Origin of the sequence: Klebsiella sp. Shm-1, from assembly GCF_040804525.1 — a bacterium.
Lineage (GTDB): Bacteria > Pseudomonadota > Gammaproteobacteria > Enterobacterales > Enterobacteriaceae > Klebsiella > Klebsiella pneumoniae.
Genome location: NZ_CP161823.1, coordinates 2,134,053 through 2,156,855 on the forward strand (window position 1 = coordinate 2,134,053; position 22,803 = coordinate 2,156,855).

At 60.2% G+C, this 22,803-nt stretch carries 20 protein-coding genes; 13 read left to right on the forward strand and 7 right to left on the reverse strand.

The window, feature by feature from the left end:
* Positions 1-64: 64 nt before the first annotated feature.
* The 4 genes from AB1E37_RS10370 (at position 65) to AB1E37_RS10385 (ending at position 3,255) form a co-directional block, all read left to right on the forward strand.
* The gene (locus tag AB1E37_RS10370) at positions 65-832 is read left to right on the forward strand and encodes a basic amino acid ABC transporter substrate-binding protein (protein WP_004175717.1); all 768 of its coding nucleotides are present in this window, start codon (positions 65-67) and stop codon (positions 830-832) included.
* 63 nt (positions 833-895) lie between these two features.
* Positions 896-1,660 (forward strand): amino acid ABC transporter permease, encoded by a 765-nt coding sequence (locus AB1E37_RS10375; RefSeq protein WP_032447642.1) that lies wholly within the window; start codon positions 896-898, stop codon positions 1,658-1,660.
* Entirely contained in the window at positions 1,647-2,369 is a 723-nt protein-coding gene (locus AB1E37_RS10380) for an amino acid ABC transporter ATP-binding protein (RefSeq protein ID WP_004189541.1), read from the forward strand. The genes AB1E37_RS10375 and AB1E37_RS10380 overlap by 14 nt, the downstream gene beginning before the upstream one ends.
* Positions 2,370-2,667: 298 nt before the next feature.
* A complete protein-coding gene (locus tag AB1E37_RS10385) occupies positions 2,668-3,255 on the forward strand; it encodes a DUF1062 domain-containing protein (protein WP_029504161.1) in 588 nt (195 codons plus the stop codon).
* A 128-nt stretch (positions 3,256-3,383) separates the two neighbouring features.
* On the opposite strand, the gene AB1E37_RS10390 is transcribed toward AB1E37_RS10385, so the two are convergent.
* The 4 genes from AB1E37_RS10390 to AB1E37_RS10405 form a co-directional block, all read right to left on the reverse strand.
* Positions 3,384-3,776 (reverse strand): VOC family protein, encoded by a 393-nt coding sequence (locus tag AB1E37_RS10390; protein WP_004143365.1) that lies wholly within the window; start codon positions 3,774-3,776, stop codon positions 3,384-3,386.
* 36 nt (positions 3,777-3,812) lie between these two features.
* Entirely contained in the window at positions 3,813-5,045 is a 1,233-nt protein-coding gene (locus tag AB1E37_RS10395; RefSeq protein ID WP_004189544.1) for a multidrug efflux MFS transporter MdtM, read from the reverse strand.
* Positions 5,046-5,610: 565 nt separating this feature from the next.
* Positions 5,611-6,045 carry a VOC family protein gene (locus tag AB1E37_RS10400; RefSeq protein ID WP_004175720.1) on the reverse strand — a complete coding sequence of 145 codons (435 nt, stop codon included), beginning with the start codon at positions 6,043-6,045 and terminating at the stop codon, positions 5,611-5,613.
* Positions 6,046-6,161: 116 nt separating this feature from the next.
* Positions 6,162-7,361 carry an MFS transporter gene (locus AB1E37_RS10405; RefSeq protein ID WP_004148650.1) on the reverse strand — a complete coding sequence of 400 codons (1,200 nt, stop codon included), beginning with the start codon at positions 7,359-7,361 and terminating at the stop codon, positions 6,162-6,164.
* Between the two features lie 294 nt (positions 7,362-7,655).
* Here AB1E37_RS10405 and AB1E37_RS10410 point away from each other — a divergent pair, with 294 nt between their 5' ends.
* Positions 7,656-8,813: a M20 aminoacylase family protein gene (locus AB1E37_RS10410; protein ID WP_004180310.1), complete on the forward strand. Its 1,158-nt coding sequence runs from the start codon at positions 7,656-7,658 to the stop codon at positions 8,811-8,813.
* Positions 8,814-8,855: 42 nt separating this feature from the next.
* On the opposite strand, the gene fdhF is transcribed toward AB1E37_RS10410, so the two are convergent.
* Both fdhF and AB1E37_RS10420 read right to left on the reverse strand, forming a co-directional pair.
* Entirely contained in the window at positions 8,856-11,006 is a 2,151-nt protein-coding gene (gene fdhF, locus AB1E37_RS10415) for a formate dehydrogenase subunit alpha (protein ID WP_015958569.1), read from the reverse strand.
* Positions 11,007-11,252: 246 nt separating this feature from the next.
* The gene (locus AB1E37_RS10420; protein WP_032447640.1) at positions 11,253-12,332 is read right to left on the reverse strand and encodes a malate/lactate/ureidoglycolate dehydrogenase; all 1,080 of its coding nucleotides are present in this window, start codon (positions 12,330-12,332) and stop codon (positions 11,253-11,255) included.
* Positions 12,333-12,634: 302 nt separating this feature from the next.
* On the opposite strand from AB1E37_RS10420, the gene AB1E37_RS10425 reads away from it, so the two are divergent.
* The 3 genes from AB1E37_RS10425 to AB1E37_RS10435 all read left to right on the forward strand — a co-directional run bounded on the left by AB1E37_RS10425 (position 12,635) and on the right by AB1E37_RS10435 (position 16,629).
* Positions 12,635-13,723 (forward strand): ABC transporter substrate-binding protein, encoded by a 1,089-nt coding sequence (locus AB1E37_RS10425; protein WP_004148645.1) that lies wholly within the window; start codon positions 12,635-12,637, stop codon positions 13,721-13,723.
* Between the two features lie 73 nt (positions 13,724-13,796).
* Positions 13,797-15,566 carry an iron ABC transporter permease gene (locus tag AB1E37_RS10430; protein ID WP_002908294.1) on the forward strand — a complete coding sequence of 590 codons (1,770 nt, stop codon included), beginning with the start codon at positions 13,797-13,799 and terminating at the stop codon, positions 15,564-15,566.
* Entirely contained in the window at positions 15,559-16,629 is a 1,071-nt protein-coding gene (locus tag AB1E37_RS10435) for an ABC transporter ATP-binding protein (RefSeq protein WP_002908292.1), read from the forward strand. The genes AB1E37_RS10430 and AB1E37_RS10435 overlap by 8 nt, the downstream gene beginning before the upstream one ends.
* A 7-nt stretch (positions 16,630-16,636) precedes the next feature.
* On the opposite strand, the gene AB1E37_RS10440 is transcribed toward AB1E37_RS10435, so the two are convergent.
* Complete coding sequence (locus AB1E37_RS10440) at positions 16,637-17,008, reverse strand: VOC family protein (RefSeq protein ID WP_002908289.1); 372 nt, start codon at positions 17,006-17,008, stop codon at positions 16,637-16,639.
* Positions 17,009-17,509: 501 nt separating this feature from the next.
* Here AB1E37_RS10440 and AB1E37_RS10445 point away from each other — a divergent pair.
* The 5 genes from AB1E37_RS10445 to ccmB all read left to right on the forward strand — a co-directional run bounded on the left by AB1E37_RS10445 (position 17,510) and on the right by ccmB (position 22,766).
* The gene (locus AB1E37_RS10445) at positions 17,510-18,265 is read left to right on the forward strand and encodes a gluconate 2-dehydrogenase subunit 3 family protein (RefSeq protein WP_074187644.1); all 756 of its coding nucleotides are present in this window, start codon (positions 17,510-17,512) and stop codon (positions 18,263-18,265) included.
* Positions 18,266-18,267: 2 nt separating this feature from the next.
* Positions 18,268-20,052, forward strand: coding sequence for a GMC family oxidoreductase (locus AB1E37_RS10450; protein ID WP_002908285.1), 1,785 nt, complete (start codon positions 18,268-18,270; stop codon positions 20,050-20,052).
* 10 nt (positions 20,053-20,062) lie between these two features.
* Entirely contained in the window at positions 20,063-21,403 is a 1,341-nt protein-coding gene (locus AB1E37_RS10455) for a cytochrome c (RefSeq protein WP_004184337.1), read from the forward strand.
* Positions 21,404-21,486: 83 nt separating this feature from the next.
* Positions 21,487-22,110, forward strand: coding sequence for a cytochrome c biogenesis heme-transporting ATPase CcmA (ccmA, locus tag AB1E37_RS10460; RefSeq protein ID WP_004898745.1), 624 nt, complete (start codon positions 21,487-21,489; stop codon positions 22,108-22,110).
* Positions 22,107-22,766: a heme exporter protein CcmB gene (gene ccmB / locus AB1E37_RS10465; protein ID WP_004151166.1), complete on the forward strand. Its 660-nt coding sequence runs from the start codon at positions 22,107-22,109 to the stop codon at positions 22,764-22,766. Before ccmA ends, ccmB begins: the two co-directional genes overlap by 4 nt.
* The last annotated feature ends 37 nt before the right edge of the window (positions 22,767-22,803 follow it).

Consider the following 22,803-nt stretch of genomic DNA (forward strand, 5'->3'; position numbering starts at 1 on the left):
CGGTTGCATATAAAAGTGAGTGTGTGTATTTTTATGCAAAATAAATGCATAAAAAGGAAATCTCATGGTCAAGAATTTGCTCAAAGCGTGTTGCATGATAGCCGCGCTGACGGCTGCCGGACAGGCGGCTGCGGAAACCTATACCGTCGGCTCCGGCGGCACCTACCGGCCGTTTGAATTTGAAAATAGCCAGAAACAGCTGGAAGGTTTCGACATCGACATCATCAAAGCCATCGCCAAAGCCGAAGGCTTTGACGTTAAGCTGGTCAATACCCCATGGGAAGGCATCTTCGCCACGCTGAACACCGGCGACCGCGACATCATCATCTCCGGGATCACCATCACCGATAAACGCAAACAGATGGTCGATTTCTCCGCGCCGTACTTCCCGGCCGAACAGTCTATCGTCGTCGCTCAGGACTCGCAGGTGGATTCGCTGGCGGCCCTGAAAAACGAGAAGGTCGGGGTGGTGAACTCCAGCACCGGCGATATCGTGGTTTCTGAGGTGCTGGGTAAAAACAGCGCCGCGATCAAGCGCTTCGACAATACCCCGCTGATGCTCCAGGAGCTGTTTGAGGACGGCGTCAGCGCCGCGGTTGGCGACGTCGGGGTGGTGAAGTACTACATCAAACAGCACCCGGAGAAGCAGTTCAAGCTGGTGCCGGATGCCAAATTTGAGCGTCAGTATTTCGGTATTGCGGTGGCGAAAGGCAACAGCGAACTGCTGGGCAAAATCAACGCCGGGCTGCAAAAGATTGTTGCTGACGGGACTTACGCCAAAATCTATAAAACCTGGTTCGACGACAACGTGCCGACGCTGCCAGCGCAATAATCCACCTTTTTCAGTGACCACGGCTATCGCCCAGGCGATAGCCGTATTTTTTAGGGAAGGACTATGACGGGATTCCGTTGGGAGATCATCGAGGAGTACGGCCCGCTGTTTGTGGACGGCGCCCTGATGACGATTAAATGTACCATTATCTGCGTGATCCTCGGGACGCTGTGGGGGTTAACTCTCGGTCTCGGGCGGATGGCGAAGGCCGAGCACGGGCCGTGGAAATATATTCTCCGCTACCTGGTGCAGTTTCCGGTGCGCTTTTACGTCAGCGCCTTCCGCGGCACGCCGCTGTTCGTGCAGATTATGGTGGTGCACTTTGCGCTGGTGCCGCTGTTTATCAACCCGCGCGACGGCCTGCTGGTGACCAGCGGCCTGATGAGCGCCGACTTTGCCCGCGAGCTGCGCGCCAGCTACGGGGCGTTCCTCTCCTGCATCGTGGCGATCACCCTTAACGCCGGGGCCTATGTGTCGGAGATTTTCCGCGCCGGCATCCAGTCGATCGACAAAGGGCAGATGGAGGCCTCCCGCGCGCTGGGCATGCCGTGGTGGAAAACCATGCGCAAGGTGATCCTGCCGCAGGCGTTTCGCCGCATTCTGCCGCCGCTGGGCAATAACGCCATCGCCATTGTCAAAGACTCGTCGCTGGCCTCGGCGATCGGCCTGGCCGATCTGGCCTATGCCGCGCGCACCGTCTCCGGCGCCTACGCCACCTACTGGGAACCCTACCTGACCATCTCTCTGGTCTACTGGGTGATCACCTTCATGCTGGCGCAGCTGGTTAACCGTCTGGAAAAGAGGTTTGGCAAAAGTGATTCACATTAATAACTTACATAAGCGCTTCGGCGACAGCCACGTGCTGCGCGGCATCAGCTGCGATATTAAACCGCAGGAAGTGGTGTGCATCATCGGCCCATCCGGCTCGGGGAAAAGCACCTTCCTGCGCTGCATGAACGCCCTGGAGACGGTCAGCGAAGGCGAGGTGGTGGTTAACGGCTTTGCCGCCCACGACCGGACCACCGACCTCAACAAGATGCGCGAAAGCGTCGGCATGGTGTTCCAGCGCTTTAACCTGTTCCCGCACATGACGGTGCTGGAAAACCTGATCATGGCGCCGATGAATCTGCGCAATATGCCGCGCCAGCAGGCGGTCGACCTGGCGGAAGCCTTGCTGGCGAAGGTGGGCTTAAGCGATAAGCGCGACGCCTGGCCCTCGAGCCTGTCCGGCGGCCAGCAGCAGCGGGTAGCCATCGCCCGCGCGCTGGCGATGAAGCCGTCGATAATGCTGTTCGATGAGCCCACGTCGGCGCTGGATCCGGAGCTGGTGGGCGACGTGCTGGAGGTGATGAAAAACCTCGCCAGCGAGGGGATGACCATGGTGATCGTGACCCACGAAATGGGCTTTGCCCGCGAAGTGGCCGACCGGGTGATCTTCATCGACCAGGGCGTGATTCAGGAAGAGGGCAAGCCGGGGCAGATCTTTAGCGCGCCGACCAACCCACGCACCGCCGCGTTCCTCAGCAAGGTGCTGTAAACCGGGCGGGCTGGCGCGATGCCAGCCCGCTGAGCATTCCGGGTGTATTGACGAAGCTTTTAATCATCCGCACAAACATTGACTGGGCTCATATATCCCGCGATAACCCCTTTGTTAATCTCAGGGTGTCGATTAGGACTTCTCCAGGGAAATAACGTTGGAAATCTTTTTTTAACCCACTGAAAAATAGCGATTAACTATTTTTCATACGCCAAAAATCATGGTCCGTTAATGACGGACTCGGTTTCGTATGGGTTAAAAAAGGTACGTTATGACAGTTACATGGACGGTCACGCCCGTGGGGTATCAGCACATTGCCAAACGCTGCCCCGCCTGCAATGTGAAACGCGACTTCGCGCCTTCCGGCGCCATCCGGGTGAATTCGCAAAAGAAGCTGCTGGATATCTGGAGCATCTATAAATGCACGCGCTGCGATTACACCTGGAATATCGCCCTGTTTTCCAGGCTGCACGTCAGCAAGATAAACCGTGAACTGCTTCAGCGCCTGCTGCAGAACGATGCAGCCATGGTTCACTATTATGCCGCTGACCTCGCGACGCTGAAGCGCAACCGCGCCGAGCCGTCGGGGCAACCTGATTTTCGTATTCACGAGCAATGGTCGGTTACGTTGATGGCATGTCAGCGGATAACGGTGCGCGTCAGAGTCAGTCAGCCATTTCGCATCAGCCTGCTATCAATACTGAAAAAACAGCTCAAGCTGAGTACGGCTGAAATCCGGTGGTTGGTCGCGACAGGGCATATCGAGGGTATTCCACTAAAACAGCTCAAGACGAAAAAGCTGAAGGCGATGGAATATCATTTTCAGCTGGCGGCGGAAACGCTGTATGCGCGACGCCGGATTACGTTATCACTTTGCGGTAGATAACTTGCCGGGAAGATAAGCCGCAGCGCTTGAGCTGCTGGCTTTTTTATTCCTCGGTGAATAAGGACGGCGAAGTTGGCCGTCCTGACTCCCTTATCTCCGCCTGCAAAAGCCACCTCCGCTGCAGCCATTCAATCTGTAGACGCATAGTAAACAAACGCCAGCTTATTGCCGTCGGGATCGCGGACGTAGGCGCTGTGAAAACCGTCGCCATACTGCGGCCGGTGACCGGGACCGCCTTCGTCACGTCCGCCGAGTTGCAGGGCGAGGGCATGCAGTTCCGCAATATGTGCGACGGAGCGGGCGTTAAGCGCCACCATCGTTCCATTACCCACCCCGGCAGGCTGTTGGTCAAAAGGAACGCCCACGCACAGCCCGCAGGTGTGATTGCCGTTGAAGGTGCCCCAGGACGCCCCCTGTTCGTTACGGCCGGCTTTGACGTGCCCCAGCAGCGCCATTAACGGGTCATAGAACTTGATGGCGCGTGGCAGATCGTTCGTTCCCAGCATAATGTATGAAAACATAGTGTTCTCCTGTTGCGGGTAAAAAGGCCTAAACCTTCAGGCTGGCTGAAGGAGATGTTGTTGACGAAGTTTTAACAAGCGCGAGACCAGCATGATGACGACGATTCCCGCTATCAGCGCCAGGCAGTGAAAGGCTATTCTGCCGCCAGCCTGGAAGTAAACCCAGCGCGCTACTTCCACCGAGGCCGCCATAAAACTGAGCGCCACAATGTTGATGGTGGCTGAAACCGTCCCTTTCGGCAGGGAGTGGGAAAAAAGCGCAAAACGGAATAATACGGGGAACAACAGGCCTGTTCCGAGGGCATAGAGACTTGTTCCTGAAACGGACCACCACCAGGTATGGGGCCATGCAATATTTCCCGCCAGTAATACCAACAACCCGGTCAGCTGTATCGGGATAGTGCGCCAGATAAAGCGAGGAGAGGTGGGATCCTTGATAAAACGGGCCACGATGATGCTGGCAATAATAACGCCGCCAAAGACAGGCACCTGGGTCCAGGCATAGGCGCCGCGCGACATCCCCCCGTCATCGATCAGGATCACCGGAGAGAGTGCTACCCAGGTGATTATCGGCAGGTTACTGAATGACAACGCCAGCGCGCCCGTGAGCACCACCGGCTGTTTAAAGGCGCGGACAAACTCGGAAAATACCTCTCCCGGACGAAACCCCCAGCCCTGAGAGGTGACCGTTTCTGGCATGTTAAAAATCAGTAACGCCCAGGCCAGCAAGCTCATGGCGCCGATGATCGCAAACAATAACTTCCAGTGCAGGAAATTCATCAGGCCAGCGCCCGCCAGGGGCCCGATTACCGGCGCCAGCAAAACGATGGATGTCAGCGCCGCCATAATGCGGATAGACTCTTTTTCATCAAAAGCCTCCTGGATGGAGACATAACCGACTGTCGAAATGAAGCAGATACTGGTTCCCTGGATAAAACGGGCGATAAGATATTGATCAATCGACGTGACAAAGATCATGCTGAAGCAGGCCAAAGCAAAGATGATGGCTCCGGTCAGTAGTACGGGGCGGCGACCAATGCGGTCGGAGAGCGGCCCCAGCAGCCACTGTAATGCCAGCCCCCCGGCTAAATAGAGGCTGACAGAGGCCGGGGCTAACGCAACATCAGCCTCAAATTCCCGGATGATGTGGATAATACCCGGCTGAATGAGATCGGTAGTCAGATAAGCAGAAAAATCATAGATAACCATCGCCAGCGGAAATAACAAGATTCTGCTAAAACGGATGTACGGTCCCAACGCTAATTTCATACGCGAAGACTCCCTGGTCGGTGACGGTTTCCCTGGTATCGGGGCCTGGTTGATGTGGATCCCTTGCGGCTGTCGTCACAGGCTGGCCGCGGAATGACAAACCGAAAGATAAAATTCGCCTGGCGACTGTCATTGGGTAAGGCAACGCAACGGCATGCAGAGGGAGTGATCGAGCATGGCACAGGGATAACGCACCGGGTTAACTGGCTGGGGGTGACGTTTCTTATGCGAGGGAGGGGTCTCGCTGCCATCGCGTGGATGTGGAGCGTTTGTCCGCAGGGGACGAGAATGAATAAAGTCGCTTGCTCCTGAGGGGAAACATTCATACCGGGAAACCTTTGTCATCATCATGGGCAAAATAGGCGAACACTCGCCAGTGTCCGCATTCGATTTCAGCGCAGTGATAATCAGTCCGGCCAGTGATGGTCGGAAGTCTGATTATCAGATGATTAGGTTTTCCAGCATCGACGCCTCAGCTATGGGTATGAATTATTCATTAAGGAAATGATAACACCCACATTTATTATGGGAATTGCGCAGGTAAGAAAATGTGACTTTCGCCCGCTTACTGCGTGAAGCTGATCGCAACAGACCCGGCGCTGCGCTCAGCCTTGCCATGGTACACCGCCTCAATATTATTCCCCTGAGGATCCAGCACAAAAGCGGCATAGTAACCAGGATGATAGTGTCGTTCGCCAGGCGCGCCGTTATCACGTCCGCCATGGGTCAGCGCCGCATGGTAAAAAGCGTCCACCATGTCACGATCTCTGGCCTGGAATGCCAGGTGGTGGCGCCCAGTCAGTTTCCCGGCAGCCTCCGGGCTGTGGCGTGAGGCCACCACCAGTTCGTCGGCCAGCAAGTATTCATTGGCGGTGGTGATAACCGGGATCTCCAGCGCCGACAGTACGGCGGTATAGAAGTTTTTGCTTGCCTCAAAGTCTTCGACAACCAGCAGAATATGATCGATCAATCTGCCACGATGTAAGGTATTACTTTCCATGGAATTTCCTCTCGGCTGGGGGGCCGGCAATGGTTAACAGCAGTGAGCCAGCAAGAACAGGATACCCTCCGGTGAGGGCCATAAAAAAGGGCTGGCGCCAGGCCAGCCCGTGAAGACTACCGTGCGGACTCCGTCGCCTCGTCCATGTCATCTTCCTGCTCACTGGCAAGCAGGGTTTTCTCGTTTTTGCACAGACACTGAATCAACAGGAACAGCACGCCGCTGGCCACCAGGGTGACGATCAGGCCATCGTAACCAGTGATGCCGATCAGCATGCCGCTGACTACCGGCCCGGCAACGCTGCCGGCGGACCAGAAAAAGCCGAACAGGGCGTTAATCATAATCAGCTTCTGCCCATTGAAGGTTTTCCCCGCCCGCACCAGCGACAGGGTATAAAGCGCGCCCGCCGCGGCGCCCAGCAGCAGACAAATGGCCATCAGCTGAATGCGCGAGCCGAGCATCAGCGGCAGGGCCAGCAGCGACAGGCTGAAAACCACCGCGCAGCTCAGATGCACGCGGCGAATCCCGACCCGGTCGGCCAGCCAGCCGAGCGGGGTCTGGAACATCGCATCTCCGGTAAGCACCACGGTGACCAGCAGCACCGCCAGCCCTTCATTCAGCCCTTTGTCCATGCCGTACAGCGGCAGCAGGGCGAGGATGCTGGCGTCAAAGAAGGCGAAGCAGAAGACCCCGGAGGCCAGTACCGGCAGAAAGGCGCCGAGGCTGCGCCAGCTGGCGCGCTCCCCGAGGCTTTCACGAGTGCCGGTGGGCAGATGGCGCAGCATCAGCAGGCAGACGGCGGTGACCGCGACAATCGCTATCAGCGCTGAGGTCTGCCAGGCGGGGCCGACGGAGATCAGCAGCGGCCCGGCCAGCTGGCAGCCGGTAAAGGCCGAGGCGTAGAGACCGGTGAGGGTAGCGCGCTGGCTGCCCGCCGCGCCGCCGGTGATCCAGCTTTCGCCGAGTACGATAATGACCCCGGAGGCCAGGCCGGTCAGCAGGCGCGGCAGCAAAAGCAGCGTCATATCGGTAGTCATGCATGAGGCGATGGTCGCCAGCGCCAGCAGGATCAGACTGCCGCTCAGCAGCACGCCCATTTCAACGCGCCGGCACAGCGCAGGAGAGAGGAAAGAGGAGATCATCATGCCGGCGGGCGGCAGGGCGGCCAGCAGGCCGACGTACAGCGGCGCGATCTGCTGCTGCGCCAGCTCAAGACTGATTAACGGCACCGTATAGCCGGTGATAAATCCCACAAGCGACGCGGCCATGATCATCGCCAGCGTGGGGGCAAGACGATTCTGGTCTGGGTTAAACATTTTATTTCCGATGACGGAGAGGTCAGTAGTGGATCCTTCGGCAAATTGCCGTCCTGAGTTGCATAATAATTAATCGACTGGCCGTTGTCACCGTTGAAATCACTACCAAAAAAGGGCCGCAGGGCAGCAGGTGGGCTGTACGCCGCGCCGCCGCCGCATTCCGTGACGTTGTCAGCGTGGTAACGACAGGATATAACGGAGGGAGCGGCAGCGCCCGACGCCGGTGAGCGACGGGGAAAAACGCGACGCATGACCGATTATTCAGCATTACGCTATGCAGGAAAGGAGTAATACATGGCCGTATCGCCGTCATTGATCGCCGAAGCCGTTGGCTGGCGACGTGAATTTCACGCCGCGCCTGAGCTCGGATATCAGGAGCAGGAGACCTCGCGCCGCGTTGCGGAGCTGCTGGCCTCGTTTGGGCTGCAGGTGCATCGCGGGCTGGCCGGCACCGGCGTCGTGGCGACGCTGGAGAACGGCCCCGGGCCGGTTATCGGCCTGCGCGCCGATATGGACGCCCTGCCGATCACCGAGCTGGGGAGCGTCAGCTACCGTTCACGCCGCGCCGGGGTGATGCACGCCTGCGGCCACGATGGCCATACCGCGATGCTGCTGGCGGCCGCCGCCCATCTGGCGCAGACCCGCCATTTCAGCGGCACCGTCCACTTTGTCTTTCAGCCGGCGGAAGAGAACCTCGGCGGCGCGCGCAAAATGGTGGAGGAGGGGTTGTTTGAGCGCTTCCCGATGGACGCCATCTACGCGCTGCATAACTGGCCGGGGATCCCTCTTGGCGAAGTGGCGCTCAGCGATGGCGCGATGATGGCCTCACTGGACGCCTTCGAGATAACCTTGCGCGGAAAGAGCTGTCATGCGGCGATGCCGGAGAGCGGGGCCGATCCGATCGTCGCGGCGGCGCAGCTGATAATGGCGCTGCAGACCATTCCTTCCCGCCGCTTGTCGCCGCAGGATTCCGCGGTGGTCAGCATCACCCAGATAAACGGCGGCGAGGCGATCAACGTCCTCCCGGACACCGTGGTGCTGCGCGGTACCTTCCGCTGCCTGAGCAATCGCGTTCGCGCCCGCGTGCGGGAGCTCATCGAAAGCTATGTGGCGACCCAGCCGCAGGTGTCCGATGTGCAGGGCGAGATTAGCTGGTTCCCGGGTTATCCGGTGACCAAAAACCATGCGCTGCAGGCGCAGCAGGTGCGCGAGGTGGCCGTCGCCACTCTCGGCGCGCAAGCGGTGCGCTGGAATCAGGCGCCGTCGATGGCCTCCGAAGATTTTGCCTGCATGCTGGAGGCCTGTCCGGGGGCCTATTTCTGGATAGGCACCGACGGCGAAACCCCGTCGAAGCCGCTGCATAACGCCAGCTATGACTTTAACGATGCGCTGATCGGCCCCGGCGTCGCCATGTGGGTGGGGCTGGTGGAGAAACAGCTGCCGGCGGCGTAACCCACCGGCAGCGGCAGAGGGAGCGCGCTGCGCTCCCTGAGGTCAGACGTCGGCAGCGGCTTTCAGTCGCGCTTTCATGTCGCTGTAGGCCGTCCAGGCATAGCGCTCCGCCCATTGCTGGTCGGCAATCGCTTCCACTTTCACCGCACAGTATTTGGTTTCCGGCGTTTTGGAGATCGGATCGAGGTTATCCTGGGTCAGCTCATTGCAGGCGCCCACCCACCACTGATAGGTCATATAGACCGCCCCCGGATTGATGCGATCGCTGAGGTCGGCGCGGGAGATCACCTTCCCGCGCCGGGAGCTGATCCACACCAGCTGTTTGTCGGCGATCCCCAGTCGTTGCGCATCCGCGGGATTCATCTGCACCCGTCCCGGCTCGTCGGCCAGCGACTGCAGCGCGGCGCAGTTGCCGGTCATCGAGCGGCAGGAATAATGCCCGACTTCCCGCACGGTGCAGAGCACCAGCGGCCACTCGTCATCCGGGCGCTCCGCCGGCGCGCGCCAGGCGGTGGCGAACAGCTGCCCTTTACCCGAGGGGGTGTCGAAGCGGTTGTCTTTATACAGCCATGGCGTGCCGGGATGATCGAGGGTCGGGCACGGCCACTGGACATGGCCCATATCGCCCATTTTCTCCCAGGTCACGCCGTAGAACAGCGGGCAGAGCTCGCGCATCTCGTCCCAGATCTGCTGGTTGTTCTCATAGTGCATCGGATAGCCCAATTCGCTGGCCAGCAGGCTAATGATCTCCCAGTCGCGCTTCACATTCCCCGCCGGAGGGATCGCCTGTTCAAACCGCTGGAACCCGCGGTCGGCGCAGGTGAAGACGCCGCCGTGCTCGCCCCAGGAGGTGGCCGGCAGCAGGACATCGGCCATTTCCGCTGTTTTGGTCATGAAGATGTCCTGCACGACCACGAAGTCCAGCGCCTCGATGCCTTTGCGCACCAGGCCGAGGTCGGCTTCGGTCTGCAGCGGATCTTCGCCCATGATATAATAGGCTTTGATCTCGCCGGTCAGCGCTTTATGCGGCACCTCGGTGATGCGGGTGCCGACCTGGTCGTCCATCAGCGCCGGGTCGATGCCCCAGGCGGCGGCGAATTTCGCCCGCACGGCGGGGTCGGTGACCTCCTGATAGCCGGGGAACAGGTTCGGCAGCACGCCCATATCGCAGGCGCCCTGTACGTTGTTTTGCCCGCGGACCGGCCCCACGCCGACGTTGGGCCGTCCCAGGTTGCCGGTGAGCAGCGCCAGGCTTGCCAGGCCGCGCACCACGTCCACCGCCTGGCCAAACTGGGTGACCCCCATGCCCCACATAATGGTGGCGGATGGGGCGGCGGCGAACATGCGCATCGCCTCCCGGATTTCCCGCGCGCTGACCCCGACAATCCCTTCCACCGCTTCCGGGGCGTAATCCTTCACCGCCTCGCGGTAAGCATCCAGCCCTTCGGTATAGCGTTCGACATAGGTTTTGTTGTACAGCTCCTCCTCCAGCAGCACATAGCCGAAGGCATTTACCAGCGCCATGTTGCTGCCGTTGTTGAGCTGCAGATGACGATCGGCAATGCGCGCGGTTTCAATGCGCCGCGGATCGCAGACGATGATTTTGGCGCCGTTGTCCCGGGCCTTGATTACCCGGCGGGCGACGATGGGATGGGAGTCGGCGCAGTTGTAGCCAAAGACCAGCAGGCACTTCGAGTTTTCGATGTCGCTAATCGAGTTGCTCATCGCCCCGTTGCCCAGCGCCTGCTGTAGCCCGGCGACGGAGGGGCCGTGGCAGACGCGGGCGCAGCAGTCGACGTTATTGGTGTTCAGCACCGCGCGGGCGAACTTTTGCATCACATAGTTGGTTTCGTTGCCGGTGCCGCGCGAGGAGCCGGTGGTCATGATGGCGCGCGGGCCATGCTTCTCTTTGATCTCCCTGAGCTTGCTGGCGGTATAGCGAATCGCCTCCTGCCAGCTGACCGGCGTGAAGGCGCCGCCTTTCTGGTAGCGGATCATCGGTTGTTTAAGACGGGGCGTCAGGAGCTGCGTATCGTTAAGAAAATCCCAGCCGTAGTAGCCTTTCAGGCACAGCTGGTTCTGGTTGGTGACGCCGTCGGCGGCCTCCGCGCGAATGATTTTATTGTTGTCGACAACCAGTTTAAGTTTGCAACCCGCCCCGCAGTAGGGGCACACGCTCGTGATTTTTTTCATCAGTAACAGACCTGTTAACAGTGAACTGAGGATCGCTGTCGCGCCGGGCCCGACGGGCAACGATCGCGGTATCGCCTGGTGGTGATGCAGACGCAGGCCTGTTGCGCTATGCAGGTCTTGTGCCAGAATTTAAGCTATTGATCTGTATTGAAAAATGAAAAGAGATTGATGACGGGAGCATGACCTCGTCACTAATGACGATGACGCAGAGCGCCGACGTCAGACGCTCTGCGGGGTAACACGCGGCTAGGCGAGAGGGCGGCAGCGGTCGAAGTGCGATTCGCTCAGGCCGACGTCGCGCGCGGCGGCGCAGATTGCCTGCCAGCTGCCGGCATCCAGCGGGATCCCCTGCGCCAGCCGCGCTTCGCGGTTGGCGGCCTCCCATTCGCCGGGCGCCAGCACCGGGGCATCGACATCGTGCGGCGACTTCTTACACCATGCGATAAAGGCCTCCGTCTGTGCCTGGCTGTCCGGGGCATCGAACGCGTCCGGGCGCAGGATCACCGTGGTCATGCAGTTAAAGATGGCGTCGACGCTGGTCTGCAGGCTCTCCTGATGGGTGGTTTGCCCGCCGGAGAGCGCGCCGCCGAGCACTTCGCACAGCGTCGCCAGGGCATAGCCTTTGTGCTGGGCGAAGGTGAGCAGGGCGCCCAGCGGCGAGGTCTGCATCACCGCCGGGTCGGTAGTGGGTCGACCCTCGGCGTCAATCAGGCAGCCGGGGGCCACGGCTTCGCCTTTATGCCAGGCGACGCGGGTTTTACCAAAGGCGATGGCGCTGGTGGCGTAGTCCAGCAGCAGCGGCGGATGGCCCGCGCGGGGAAACACCACGCACAGCGGGTTGGTGCCGAAGCGGCTGTCCTTCCCGCGGAACGGGGCGACCATCGGGTCGCCGATGACGCTGACGAAGTGAATGGAGATCAGCCCGGCGGCGGCGCACTGTTCGGCCCAGTAGCCGATGCGTCCGACGTGATGCGCATTGCGCAGGGCGATAGCCGCCATACCATGCTGCTTCGCCTTTTCAATGCCTAACTGCATCGCTTCGTGGGCGACCACCTGGCCGAAGCCGGCGTTGCCGTCGAGGGTGACCACGGCGCCGGCGTCTTTGGTCACCGTGGCGTGGCGGTTGAGATGCAGAAAACCACCGGTGTGGGATTTGACGTAGCTGGGGATCATCCCGACGCCGTGGGAGTCATGCCCGGCAAGATTGGCGGCGATCAGATGGTCCGCGACGAGGGTGGCTTCCCCTGGGGTACTGCCGAGATGGGTAAACAGTGAGACGACAAACTGATGCAGATCCGTCGCCAGAAAGCGGTGTCCTGTAGGCACTGATTCTCTCCTGTAGTCTGTTGTTATTTTGTTATGTTTGCCGTTTTATGCTGCGCCGCCCGGCGCAGAAGGTCAAGGGCGGCGTCTCCCGGCGACATGCCGCTGCGCCAGCGCCTGCGCATACGACAGACGATAAAAAACCGGGCCGGGATCGCGTTTTAATTAACGCCATAAACACCACATTTTTAAATTCTGCCAGTGTCACAAAAGCCAGAAAAAAGCCATCCCCGTCGTTGCAAGGGGAGCTGATACCACTATATGTTAAATTTGTGTTTATTAATTGATGATTAAAGGTTGGTATCATGTATAAGAAAATAAGTGGTTTAGTGGTTTCACTGACGGCCGTTTTCGCCTGTGCCGCCTGGGCGGAGGTGCCTGCGGGCTATCCCGCGGATTATCAAAAAACGATTGATGCCGCCGTAAAAGAGGGCAAGGTGGTGGTCTATTCCACGACCGATACCAAAGCGGCCGGGCCGTTAATTAAGGGATTTGAAGCGCAATACCCGGGCGTCAAAGTCGAATATAACGACATGAACAGTACCGAGCTGTATAACCGCTATATCAGCGAACAGGCCGCCGGGGGCGGCAGCGGGGATGTGGTGTGGAGCTCATCGATGGATACCGCGCTGAAATTAGCCACCGAATACGCCGAACAATATGCCTCGCCGGAGGTGAAGCAATTACCCGACTGGGCGGTCTGGCAGCAAAAAGCCTATGGCACTACCTATGAGCCGGTGGTGTTTATCTATAACAAACGGCTGATCCCGCAGAATGAGGTTCCGGATTCGCATACCGCGCTGGCAAAACTTATCGCCAGCCAGGCCGATAAATTTAAAGGCAAAGTCACCACCTACGATATCGAAAAATCGGGCCTCGGCTTTATGCTGGCGGTACAGGACAGCCAGGCCGACGCGAACTATTTTGCCGACCTGGCGAATATCGCCAAAGGCGGCCTGACGGTGCAGTCTTCCACCGGCACGATGATGGAGCGCGTCTCCTCCGGCGAAAACCTGATCGGCTATAACATTCTTGGCTCTTATGCCGAAGCGCGGGCGAAAAACGATCCCTCTTTAGGTATTGCCTATCCGAAAGATTACGTGCTGGTGCTCTCCCGCGTCTCGTTTATTAGCCAGGAGAGCGAACATCCCAATGCGGCGAAATTGTGGCTGGATTATGTCCTGTCGGAAAAAGGCCAGCAGATCCTCGCCAGCCAGGCGGATATTCCCTCTATTCGTCGCGATATTGCAGGTAAAAATGATATCGACGGCATGACCGCGCTGCTGGGCAAAGCGTTAAAACCGATCCCGGTCAACGAAACGCTGCTCGATTATTTACAGCCGCAAAAACGTCTGCAGTTTATTAAACAATGGCGCAGCGCCGCCGCGAAATAATCCTCCCCTGGGGCATCGCTGATGCCCCTATTCACACCCGGCGGGTTTATTCACCTGACCGAAGGGATGAACCATGAACGTATTACGCAGAAAGTGGCAGGGGCTGCCGCGCGGCGTGGTGGTGTGCATCACGGCGCTGGTGATTTATGTCCCACTGTTATTTATTGTGGTGCAGAGTTTTCTTTCGGCACCGTTCTTTTCCCGCTCCAAATCGTGGAGTCTGGAAGCCTTCGCCTTTATTTTTACCGACCCGGATTTTTATCTGGCATTAAGGTCAGGTTTTATTCTGGCCTTTGGCCTGGTGATTATCGCCATTCCGCTGGGCGGTATTTTGGCGTTTCTGATGGTGCGCACCGATTTACCCGGCCGGCGGATCATTGAGCCGCTGATCCTGGTGCCGATCTTCGTCTCGCCGATGGTGCTGGGCTTTGGCTACGTGGTGGCCGCCGGGCCGGTAGGCTTCTTTTCCCAGTGGGCGCAGCAGCTGATCGGCTTTGTGCCGTGGAATATCTACTCGATGTTCAGCATTGTGGTCATCGCCGGCTTAACTCACGTTCCGCATGCCTATCTCTATATCTCTTCGGCGCTGCGCAGCGTCGGCTCCGACGTGGAAGAGGCGGCGCGCACCGTCGGCGCCACGCCGCTGCAGGTGATGACCTCGGTGAGTCTGCCGATGGTGCGGCCATCCATTCTTTACGCCTGCGTGTTGCTCTTTTTTCTCGGTCTGGAAGTCTTCGGTCTGATGCTGGTGCTGGGCGACCCCGAGGGCAACATGGTGCTGGCGACCTATCTCTACAAGCTGACTAACAAGCTCGGCACCCCTTCCTACCATCTGATGGCGGCGGTGGCGGTGGTCCTGATCTGCATCACCATCCCGCTGGTGATGCTCCAGCGAAGGCTGATGCGCACCGCCAACCGCTTTGTCACCATGAAGGGCAAGGCGTCCCAGGCGCGGGCGCTGCCGCTGGGCAAATGGCGCTGGGTGGCCGGGGCGGTGGTGGTGGCCTGGCTGACGGTGACCATCGGCGTACCGCTGCTCGGCGTGGCGCTGCGCGCTTTTATCTCCAACTGGGGCGTCGGCGTGTCGCTGTGGGATGAGCTGTCGCTGGCGACGTTCCACAATATCTGGCAGCAGCCCAACCTGCTGCGGGCGATCGTCAACTCGATGGCTATCGGCATCATCGGCGGCGCGCTGGCGGTGATCTGCTATCTGTTTGTCGGCATCGCTATGCACCGCAAAGCGGATAACGTCACCCGCTTTCTCGACTACAGCGTGCTGGTCCCGCGCGCGGTACCGGGGCTGCTGGCCGGGCTGGCATTCCTGTGGGTATTCCTGTTTGTGCCGATGTGGCTCGATCAGTCGCTGAAGCACGGCTGGCTCTCGGCGCTGCCGGTGGCCGACTGGCTGCGGGAGCACCTTATCGTGCAGCTGCGCGCCCTGCGCAACACCATCTTCAGCGTCTGGCTGGCCTACACCGTGGTGTGGATGGCCTACGGCCTGCGGCTCATCTCCTCGACGCTGCTGCAGGTGGGCCCGGAGCTGGAGGAGGCGGCGCGTAGCACCGGCGCCTCGCGGGGGCAGATCACCCGCCACGTGACCGTTCCGCTGTCGCGCTATGGGCTGATTGGCTCCTGGCTGCTGATGTTCCTGATCTTTGAGCGCGAGTATTCCACCGGCGTCTATCTGCTGTCGCCGGGTACCGAAACCATCGGCTCGATGCTGGTGTCGCTGTGGGCGGCGGGGGCCATCGATATCGTCGCGGCGCTCTCCTTTATCAATATTCTGCTGGTGGTGATTGGCCTGGGTATCGCCCTGCGCTTTGGAGTGAAATTACATGATTGAGTTATCGGTAGAAAATCTGCATCTCACCTATGGCGATAACCCGGTGTTGAAGGGGGTGTCCATGACGCTCGGCCGGGGGGAGGTAGTATCGCTGCTGGGGCCTTCGGGAAGTGGGAAAACCACGCTGCTGCGGGCGGTGGCCGGGCTGGAAAAACCGACGAGCGGACGGATCGCCATCGGCAACCGCACGGTGTACGACGGCACGCCGCGCAGCGAGATCCCGGCCGAAGAGCGTAACCTCGGCCTGGTGTTCCAGTCCTATGCCCTGTGGCCGCACAAAACGGTGTTCGACAATGTGGCCTATCCGCTGAAGCTGCGTAAAGTGGCCGCCGGGGAGATAAAAGAGCGGGTGCAGCGTGTGCTGGATCAGCTGGGGCTGGGGCACCTTGGCAACCGCCATCCGCACCAGCTCTCCGGTGGCCAGCAGCAGCGGGTGGCCATCGGTCGGGCGCTGGTTTACAACCCGCCGGTGATCCTGCTGGATGAACCGCTCTCCAACCTTGACGCCAAGCTGCGCGAAGAGGCGCGGGTGTTTCTGCGCGAGCTGATCATTAAGCTGGGCCTGTCGGCGCTGATGGTCACCCACGATCAGAATGAAGCAATGGCCATCTCCGATCGTATTTTGCTGCTGAACAATGGCGTCATTGAGCAGCAGGGGACCCCGCAGGAGATGTACGGCAGCCCGGCGACGCTGTTCGCCGCTGAGTTTATGGGCAGCAATAACCGCCTGCACGGCAAAGTGATGGCGCTGGAGAACGGCAGGGCGCGGATCGAAGGCGCCAGCTGGAGCCTGTGGGGGCGAGCGGGCGAGGGGGTTAGCGTTGGCGAGCCGGCGACGGCGGTGATCCGCGTCGAGCGCCTGCGACTTGACGGCGCCGCGCAGGATAATAGCCTCCAGCTACCGCTGCTGACCAGCATGTACCTCGGCGACCGCTGGGAGTACCTGTTCCGTACCGAAGGCGACGACTTTCCGCTGCGCGCCTACGGAACGGCGCTGCGCGATGCCGAACACTGCCATCTGACGCTCCCGGCGGAGGATGTGTGGATTTTTCCGCAGCGGTAGCCGCCCGTTACCCCGCCAGATGGCACACGGCTTCAATATTGTGCCCGTCTGGCGCAATCACAAACGCGGCGTAGTAACTGGCGTGGTAGTTTGGCCGTAGCCCCGGCGCACCGTTGTCCTTTCCTCCGGCGGCCAGCGCCGCCTGCCAGAAGGCATCGACCTGCTCGCGGCTGTCGGCGCGAAAGGCAATGTGCAGCGGCGCCGGTTTTTCCGCACTTTGATAGAGGCATAGAGAAGCATCGCCGCTGCCGGCCAGCTCTGCGCCGTAGCTCGGTTCGCCTTCGCCGACCAGCGTTACGCCAAGCGGGGCCAGGGCCTGCAAAAAGAACGCTTTGCTGGCGGCATAGTCGCTAACGCCGAATTTCACATGATCGAACATATCTTCTCTTCTCCTGTGGATGGTACATCACCAGCTGAAGGCGCTAGCCGGACAATAGATACAAGATAGTTAACAACGGTTATTAACTTTTTTAACAGCTCAAAATGTTTAATTATTCCTAATACGAGTATTTACAGACGTTTAATCTGCCATGTACCATAAACAAAAAATAACATTTGTGATACAAGTCACTCTTTTTTGGCGCATGGGTAAGCTCAGCGCGGTGTGAATGCCGCTGGTTTACCGCCTCAAGGTTATGGCAGCACTCTTCTCACGATGACAGACCGGTGAATTTCTCTCCGATTTTCCGCGTTTCGTTGAGAATCGTCTACTATCCAAACGATAACCCTATAAATGATATCGCCTCTGGCGATGTTTTATCCGACTTGCCGGGCCGGGCCAGACGCTAAGCGGTTTAAAAGCGCAATGGTATCGGTTCCAGCACGACATTCACTGGTTTTGTCAGCGACAAAAACAGTAATTTTCAATGACAGGAATGTGATGATGTCGAGCGAGAAAACCAACAATTCCAGGCGTGATTTCCTGGTGAAATCGATGGCGCTGATCCCGACGGTGGTGATCGGCGGCGCGGGAGCAGGGGCTATTGGCGTGGCCACCAGCGCGACCGCGCAGGCGGCCCCCGCTTCAGAGCCAGCCTCCGGGAACACCGCGGCGGCCAGCGACTGGAAGCCGCAGTTCTTCAACGATCGTGAGTGGGCGTTTATCAACGCCGCCGTCGCTCGCTTAATCCCGGCGGATGAACTCGGTCCCGGCGCCAAAGAGGCCGGCGTCCCGGAGTTTATCGACCGCCAGCTCAATACCCCTTACGCCACCGGCTCCATCTGGTATATGCAGGGGCCCTTCAATCCCGACGTGCCGAAAGAGATGGGTTATCAGCTGCCGCTGGTGCCCAAACAGATCTATAACCTCGGGATCGCCGACGCCGAGGCGTGGTGTCAGGACAAATATCATAAAACCTTCGCTGAACTGAGCAGCGAGCAGCAGGACGAGGCGCTCGGCCTGTGGGAATCGGGTAAAGCCGAGTTCAAACAGCTGCCGGCCTCGCTGTTCTTCACCTATCTGCTGCAAAACACCCGCGAAGGGTTCTTCAGCGACCCGATCCATGGCGGCAATAAAGGCATGGTCGGCTGGACGCTGATTAATTTTCCCGGCGCGCGCGCCGACTTTATGGACTGGGTTGAACGGGGCGAACGCTACCCCTTCCCGCCGGTATCAATTAATGGGGAGAGGGTGTAATCATGGCCACCGTATTGAAAAAAACCGATGTCGCGATCGTCGGCTTCGGCTGGGTTGGGGCGATCATGGCCAAAGAGCTGACCGAAGCGGGGCTCAACGTCGTCGCGCTGGAGCGCGGCCCGATGCGCGACACCTGGCCGGACGGCGCCTATCCGCAGGTGATTGATGAGCTGACCTACAACATCCGCCGCAAGCTGTTCCAGGATCTATCGAAAAGCACCGTCACCATCCGGCATAACACCAGCCAACAGGCGGTGCCCTATCGCCAGCTGGCGGCCTTCCTGCCGGGTACCGGCGTGGGCGGCGCCGGGCTGCACTGGTCCGGCGTCCATTTCCGCGTCGATCCCATTGAGCTGCGGATGCGCAGCCACTATGAAGAACGCTACGGCAAAAACTTCATCCCCCAGGATATGATCATCCAGGATTTCGGCGTCACCTACGACGAGCTGGAACCGTTCTTCGATAAAGCGGAAAAAGTATTCGGTACCTCCGGGACCGCCTGGTCGATCAAAGGCAAGGTCGTCGGCAAAGGCCGCGGCGGCAACGCCTTCGCCCCGGACCGCTCGGACGACTTCCCGCTGCCGGCGCAGAAAAACACCTGGTCGGCGCAGCTGTTTGAAAAAGCGGCGCTGGAAGTGGGGTATCACCCCTATAACCTGCCGTCGGCCAATACCTCCGACTCCTATACCAACCCCTACGGCGCGCAGATGGGCCCGTGCAACTTCTGCGGTTTCTGCAGCGGCTACGCCTGCTACATGTACTCTAAAGCCTCGCCGAACGTGAACATTCTGCCGGCGCTGCGCCAGGAAAAACGCTTTGAGCTGCGGACTAACGCCAACGTGCTGAAGGTCAACCTGACCGACGACAAATCCCGCGCCACCGGCGTGACCTACGTCGACGGCCAGGGGCGCGAAATGGAACAGCCGGCGGACCTGGTGATTATCGGCGCCTTCCAGTTCCACAACGTGCACCTGATGCTGCTCTCCGGGATCGGCAAACCGTACAATCCGGAGACCGGCGAAGGGGTGGTGGGGCGTAACTTCGCCTACCAGAACATGACCACCATCAAGGCCATTTTCGACAAAGACACCTATACCAACCCGTTTATCGGCGCGGGCGGCAACGGCGTCGGGGTCGACGACTTCAACGCCGACAACTTCGACCACGGCGCGGCGGGCTTTGTCGGCGGTTCGCCATTCTGGGTCAACCAGGCCGGGACCAAGCCCATCTCCGGTTTCCCGGTACCGCCGGGCACCCCGGCGTGGGGCAGCAAGTGGAAAGCGGCGGTGGCCGACACCTACACCCATCACCTGTCGATGGATGCCCACGGCGCGCACCAGTCCTATCGGCAGAACTACCTCGATCTTGATCCGAACTACAAAAACGTCTTCGGCCAGCCGCTGCTGCGCATGACCTTCGACTGGCAGGAAAACGACATCAAGATGGCGCAGTTTATGTTCGATAAGATGGCGCCGATCGCCAAAGCGATGAAGCCGAAATATATCCTCGGCAGCCCAAAAAACGCCAACAGCCACTTTGATACCACCACCTACCAGACCACCCATATGAACGGTGGGGCGGTGATGGGGGAAGATCCGAAAACCAGCGCCGTTAACCGTTATCTGCAAAGCTGGGACGTGCATAACGTCTTCGTCATCGGCGCCTCCGCGTTCCCGCAGGGGCTGGGCTACAACCCAACCGGCACGGTGGCAGCGCTGGCCTACTGGTCAGCGAAGGCGATCCGTGAGCAGTATCTGAAAAATCCGGGTCCCCTGGTGCAGGCATAAAGGAAGGCAGATGATGAAAATGCAATGGTTATCGGCCCTGGTGCTTGGGGCATTGAGCTGCGCGGCTTTTGCCGAAGAGGCGCCTGCGGACAGCAATCTGATTAAGCAGGGGGAGTATCTGGCGCGGGCGGGGGACTGTGTCGCCTGCCACACCAACGGCAAAGCGGGGAAACCTTTCGCCGGCGGTTTGCCGATGGAGACGCCGATCGGCACCATCTACTCCACCAATATCACGCCGGATAAAGAACACGGCATTGGCGGGTACACCTTCGAAGAGTTCGACGACGCGGTGCGCAAGGGCGTGCGGAAAGACGGTTCCACGCTCTATCCGGCGATGCCGTATCCCTCGTTCGCGCGGATCAGCGAAGCGGACATGCGCGCCATGTACGCCTACTTTATGCACGGCGTGGAGCCGGTGAATGTCGCCAACAAGGACACCGACATCCCATGGCCGCTGTCGATGCGCTGGCCGCTGGCGTTCTGGCGCGGCATCTTCGCCCCGACGCCGAGCGACTTTGTCGCCAACCCGCAGGTTGACCCGGTGCTGGAGCGCGGCCGCTATCTGGTGGAAGGCCTGGGCCACTGCGGCGCCTGTCATACCCCGCGTAGCCTGACGATGCAGGAAAAAGCGCTCAGCGAAAGCGAAGGCGATGATTACCTGGCGGGCAGCAATGCGCCGATTGACGGCTGGGTCGCCTCCAGCCTGCGCGGCGAAAACCGCGACGGTCTGGGGACCTGGAGCGAAGCCGAGCTGGCCGAGTTCCTCAAAACCGGACGCAACGATAAATCGGTGGTCTTCGGCGGCATGAGCGATGTGGTGGAGCACAGTCTGCAGTATCTCTCTGATGACGACATCACCGCCATCGCCCGCTACCTGAAGTCGCTCCCGCCGCGCGGCGGCAAACAGACCCCAGCCCCAGTGGAAGACAGCGTGGCGAAAGATCTGTGGAAGGGTAACGACAGCAAAACCGGCGCCGCGCTGTATGTCGATAACTGCGCCGCCTGCCACCGCACCGACGGCGTAGGCTATAAGCGCGCCTTCCCGTCGCTGAAGGGCAATCCGGTGGTCCAGACCGAAGATGCCACTTCGCTTATCCACATCGTTCTGACCGGGAGCACCACGCCGGCGGTGAAAGATGCAGTCTCCAACCTGACCATGCCGTCGTTCGGCTGGCGCCTGGACGACCAGCAGGTGGCGGATGTGGTCAATTTCATCCGCACCAGCTGGGGCAACAACGCGCCGGCGGTCAGCGCCAGCGATGTGGCGAAGGTGCGTAAGGAGACCGCGGCGCATGATGAGAAGGCGTTAGGCAACGCCGATATCTCGAAGCTGCCGGGGGCCGGACAGTAACCGTCAGGGTTGCGTCGCCCGCGCGGCGCACCCCATACTTAGCGACGACGTAAAATACTGTCTGAATCAAGGAGTTTGCCTTCATGCTGCATGCAGAGCGACTGACCTGCATCGTTGACGATCGACCGCTGTTTGCGGCGCTGACGCTGTCCCTCGCTGCCGGCGAGCTGCTGCAGGTCGCCGGTGATAACGGCGCGGGGAAAACCTCGCTGCTGCGGATCCTCTGCGGCCTGGCGCGCCCGGAAAGCGGGGTGGTGAGTTGGCAGGGCCAGCCGCTGGCGAAGGTCCGGGAGTCATTTCACCGTCAGCTGCTGTGGCTGGGCCATAAACCCGGCGTTAACGCGGCGCTGACCGCCGATGAAAACCTGCGTTTCTTCTTTCCGGCCAGCCGCCTTCAGCAGCGGGAAAGCGCCCTCGCTGCCGTCGGCCTGGCGGGCTATGAAGATCTCCCCTTGAGCCAGCTCTCCGCCGGGCAGCAGCGTCGGGTGGCGCTTACCCGCCTGTGGTTAACCGACGCGCCGCTGTGGATCCTCGATGAGCCGTTCACCGCCCTCGACGCCACGGCGATGGAAACCCTGACCCGTCGCCTGGAGCAGCACGCCCGGCAGGGGGGATGCGCCATCCTCACCACCCACCAGCCGCTGCGGCCGCTGGGCTGTCCGTTGCGCACCCTGCGCCTCGGCGGCGAGGCTGGAGGCGGGCAATGATGCGTGCGCTGTTGGCCCGGGAACTGCGCCTGGCGTGGCGCAGCGGGGCGGAGATCCTCAATCCGCTCTGGTTCTTTCTGATCGTCATCACCCTGTTTCCGTTCGGCGTAGGCGCCGCGCCGCAGCTGCTGGCGCAGATTGCGCCGGGCGTGGTGTGGGTCGCCGCGCTGCTGGCGGCGCTGCTGGTGATGGATCGGTTGTTTCGCGACGACTGGCAGGACGGTTCCCTGGAGCAACTGATGCTCCTGCCGACGCCACTGGTGGCGGTGGTGCTGGTGAAGGTGGTTGCCCACTGGATGATGAGCGGCCTGCCGCTGCTGATCGTCTCGCCGCTGGCGGCGCTGCTGCTGGGGATGAGTCTGCATGACGCCGGTGTGCTGGCGCTGACCTTGCTGCTCGGCACCCCGACGCTCAGTTTTCTCGGCGCGGTGGGGGTTGGCCTGACGGTCGGCCTGAAGCGCGGCGGCGTCCTGCTGAGCCTGCTGGTGCTGCCGCTGGCGGTGCCGTTGCTGATTTTCGCCACCGCGGCCTGCCAGGCGGCGGCCGCCGGGCTCCCGGTCGGCGGCTATCTGGCGATGCTGGCGGCGTTCTTAACCGCCAGCGCCACCCTGTGTCCGTTCGCCACCGCCGCTGCGCTGCGGCTGACCGTACGATAACTCGCTGCGCCTGCGGGCGCGGCCATCATAACCGTGT

Coding starts and splice junctions, on each gene's coding strand:
- AB1E37_RS10425 (WP_004148645.1), top strand. CDS start 12,635: ATGTATAAGAAAATAAGTGGTTTAGTGGTTTCACTGACGGCCGTTTTC.
- AB1E37_RS10430 (WP_002908294.1), top strand. CDS start 13,797: ATGAACGTATTACGCAGAAAGTGGCAGGGGCTGCCGCGCGGCGTGGTG.
- AB1E37_RS10395 (WP_004189544.1), bottom strand. CDS start 5,045: ATGAAATTAGCGTTGGGACCGTACATCCGTTTTAGCAGAATCTTGTTA.
- ccmA (WP_004898745.1), top strand. CDS start 21,487: ATGCTGCATGCAGAGCGACTGACCTGCATCGTTGACGATCGACCGCTG.
- AB1E37_RS10370 (WP_004175717.1), top strand. CDS start 65: ATGGTCAAGAATTTGCTCAAAGCGTGTTGCATGATAGCCGCGCTGACG.
- AB1E37_RS10455 (WP_004184337.1), top strand. CDS start 20,063: ATGATGAAAATGCAATGGTTATCGGCCCTGGTGCTTGGGGCATTGAGC.
- ccmB (WP_004151166.1), top strand. CDS start 22,107: ATGATGCGTGCGCTGTTGGCCCGGGAACTGCGCCTGGCGTGGCGCAGC.
- AB1E37_RS10375 (WP_032447642.1), top strand. CDS start 896: ATGACGGGATTCCGTTGGGAGATCATCGAGGAGTACGGCCCGCTGTTT.
- AB1E37_RS10400 (WP_004175720.1), bottom strand. CDS start 6,045: ATGGAAAGTAATACCTTACATCGTGGCAGATTGATCGATCATATTCTG.
- AB1E37_RS10440 (WP_002908289.1), bottom strand. CDS start 17,008: ATGTTCGATCATGTGAAATTCGGCGTTAGCGACTATGCCGCCAGCAAA.
- AB1E37_RS10450 (WP_002908285.1), top strand. CDS start 18,268: ATGGCCACCGTATTGAAAAAAACCGATGTCGCGATCGTCGGCTTCGGC.
- AB1E37_RS10410 (WP_004180310.1), top strand. CDS start 7,656: ATGGCCGTATCGCCGTCATTGATCGCCGAAGCCGTTGGCTGGCGACGT.
- AB1E37_RS10435 (WP_002908292.1), top strand. CDS start 15,559: ATGATTGAGTTATCGGTAGAAAATCTGCATCTCACCTATGGCGATAAC.
- AB1E37_RS10445 (WP_074187644.1), top strand. CDS start 17,510: ATGATGTCGAGCGAGAAAACCAACAATTCCAGGCGTGATTTCCTGGTG.
- fdhF (WP_015958569.1), bottom strand. CDS start 11,006: ATGAAAAAAATCACGAGCGTGTGCCCCTACTGCGGGGCGGGTTGCAAA.
- AB1E37_RS10390 (WP_004143365.1), bottom strand. CDS start 3,776: ATGTTTTCATACATTATGCTGGGAACGAACGATCTGCCACGCGCCATC.
- AB1E37_RS10405 (WP_004148650.1), bottom strand. CDS start 7,361: ATGTTTAACCCAGACCAGAATCGTCTTGCCCCCACGCTGGCGATGATC.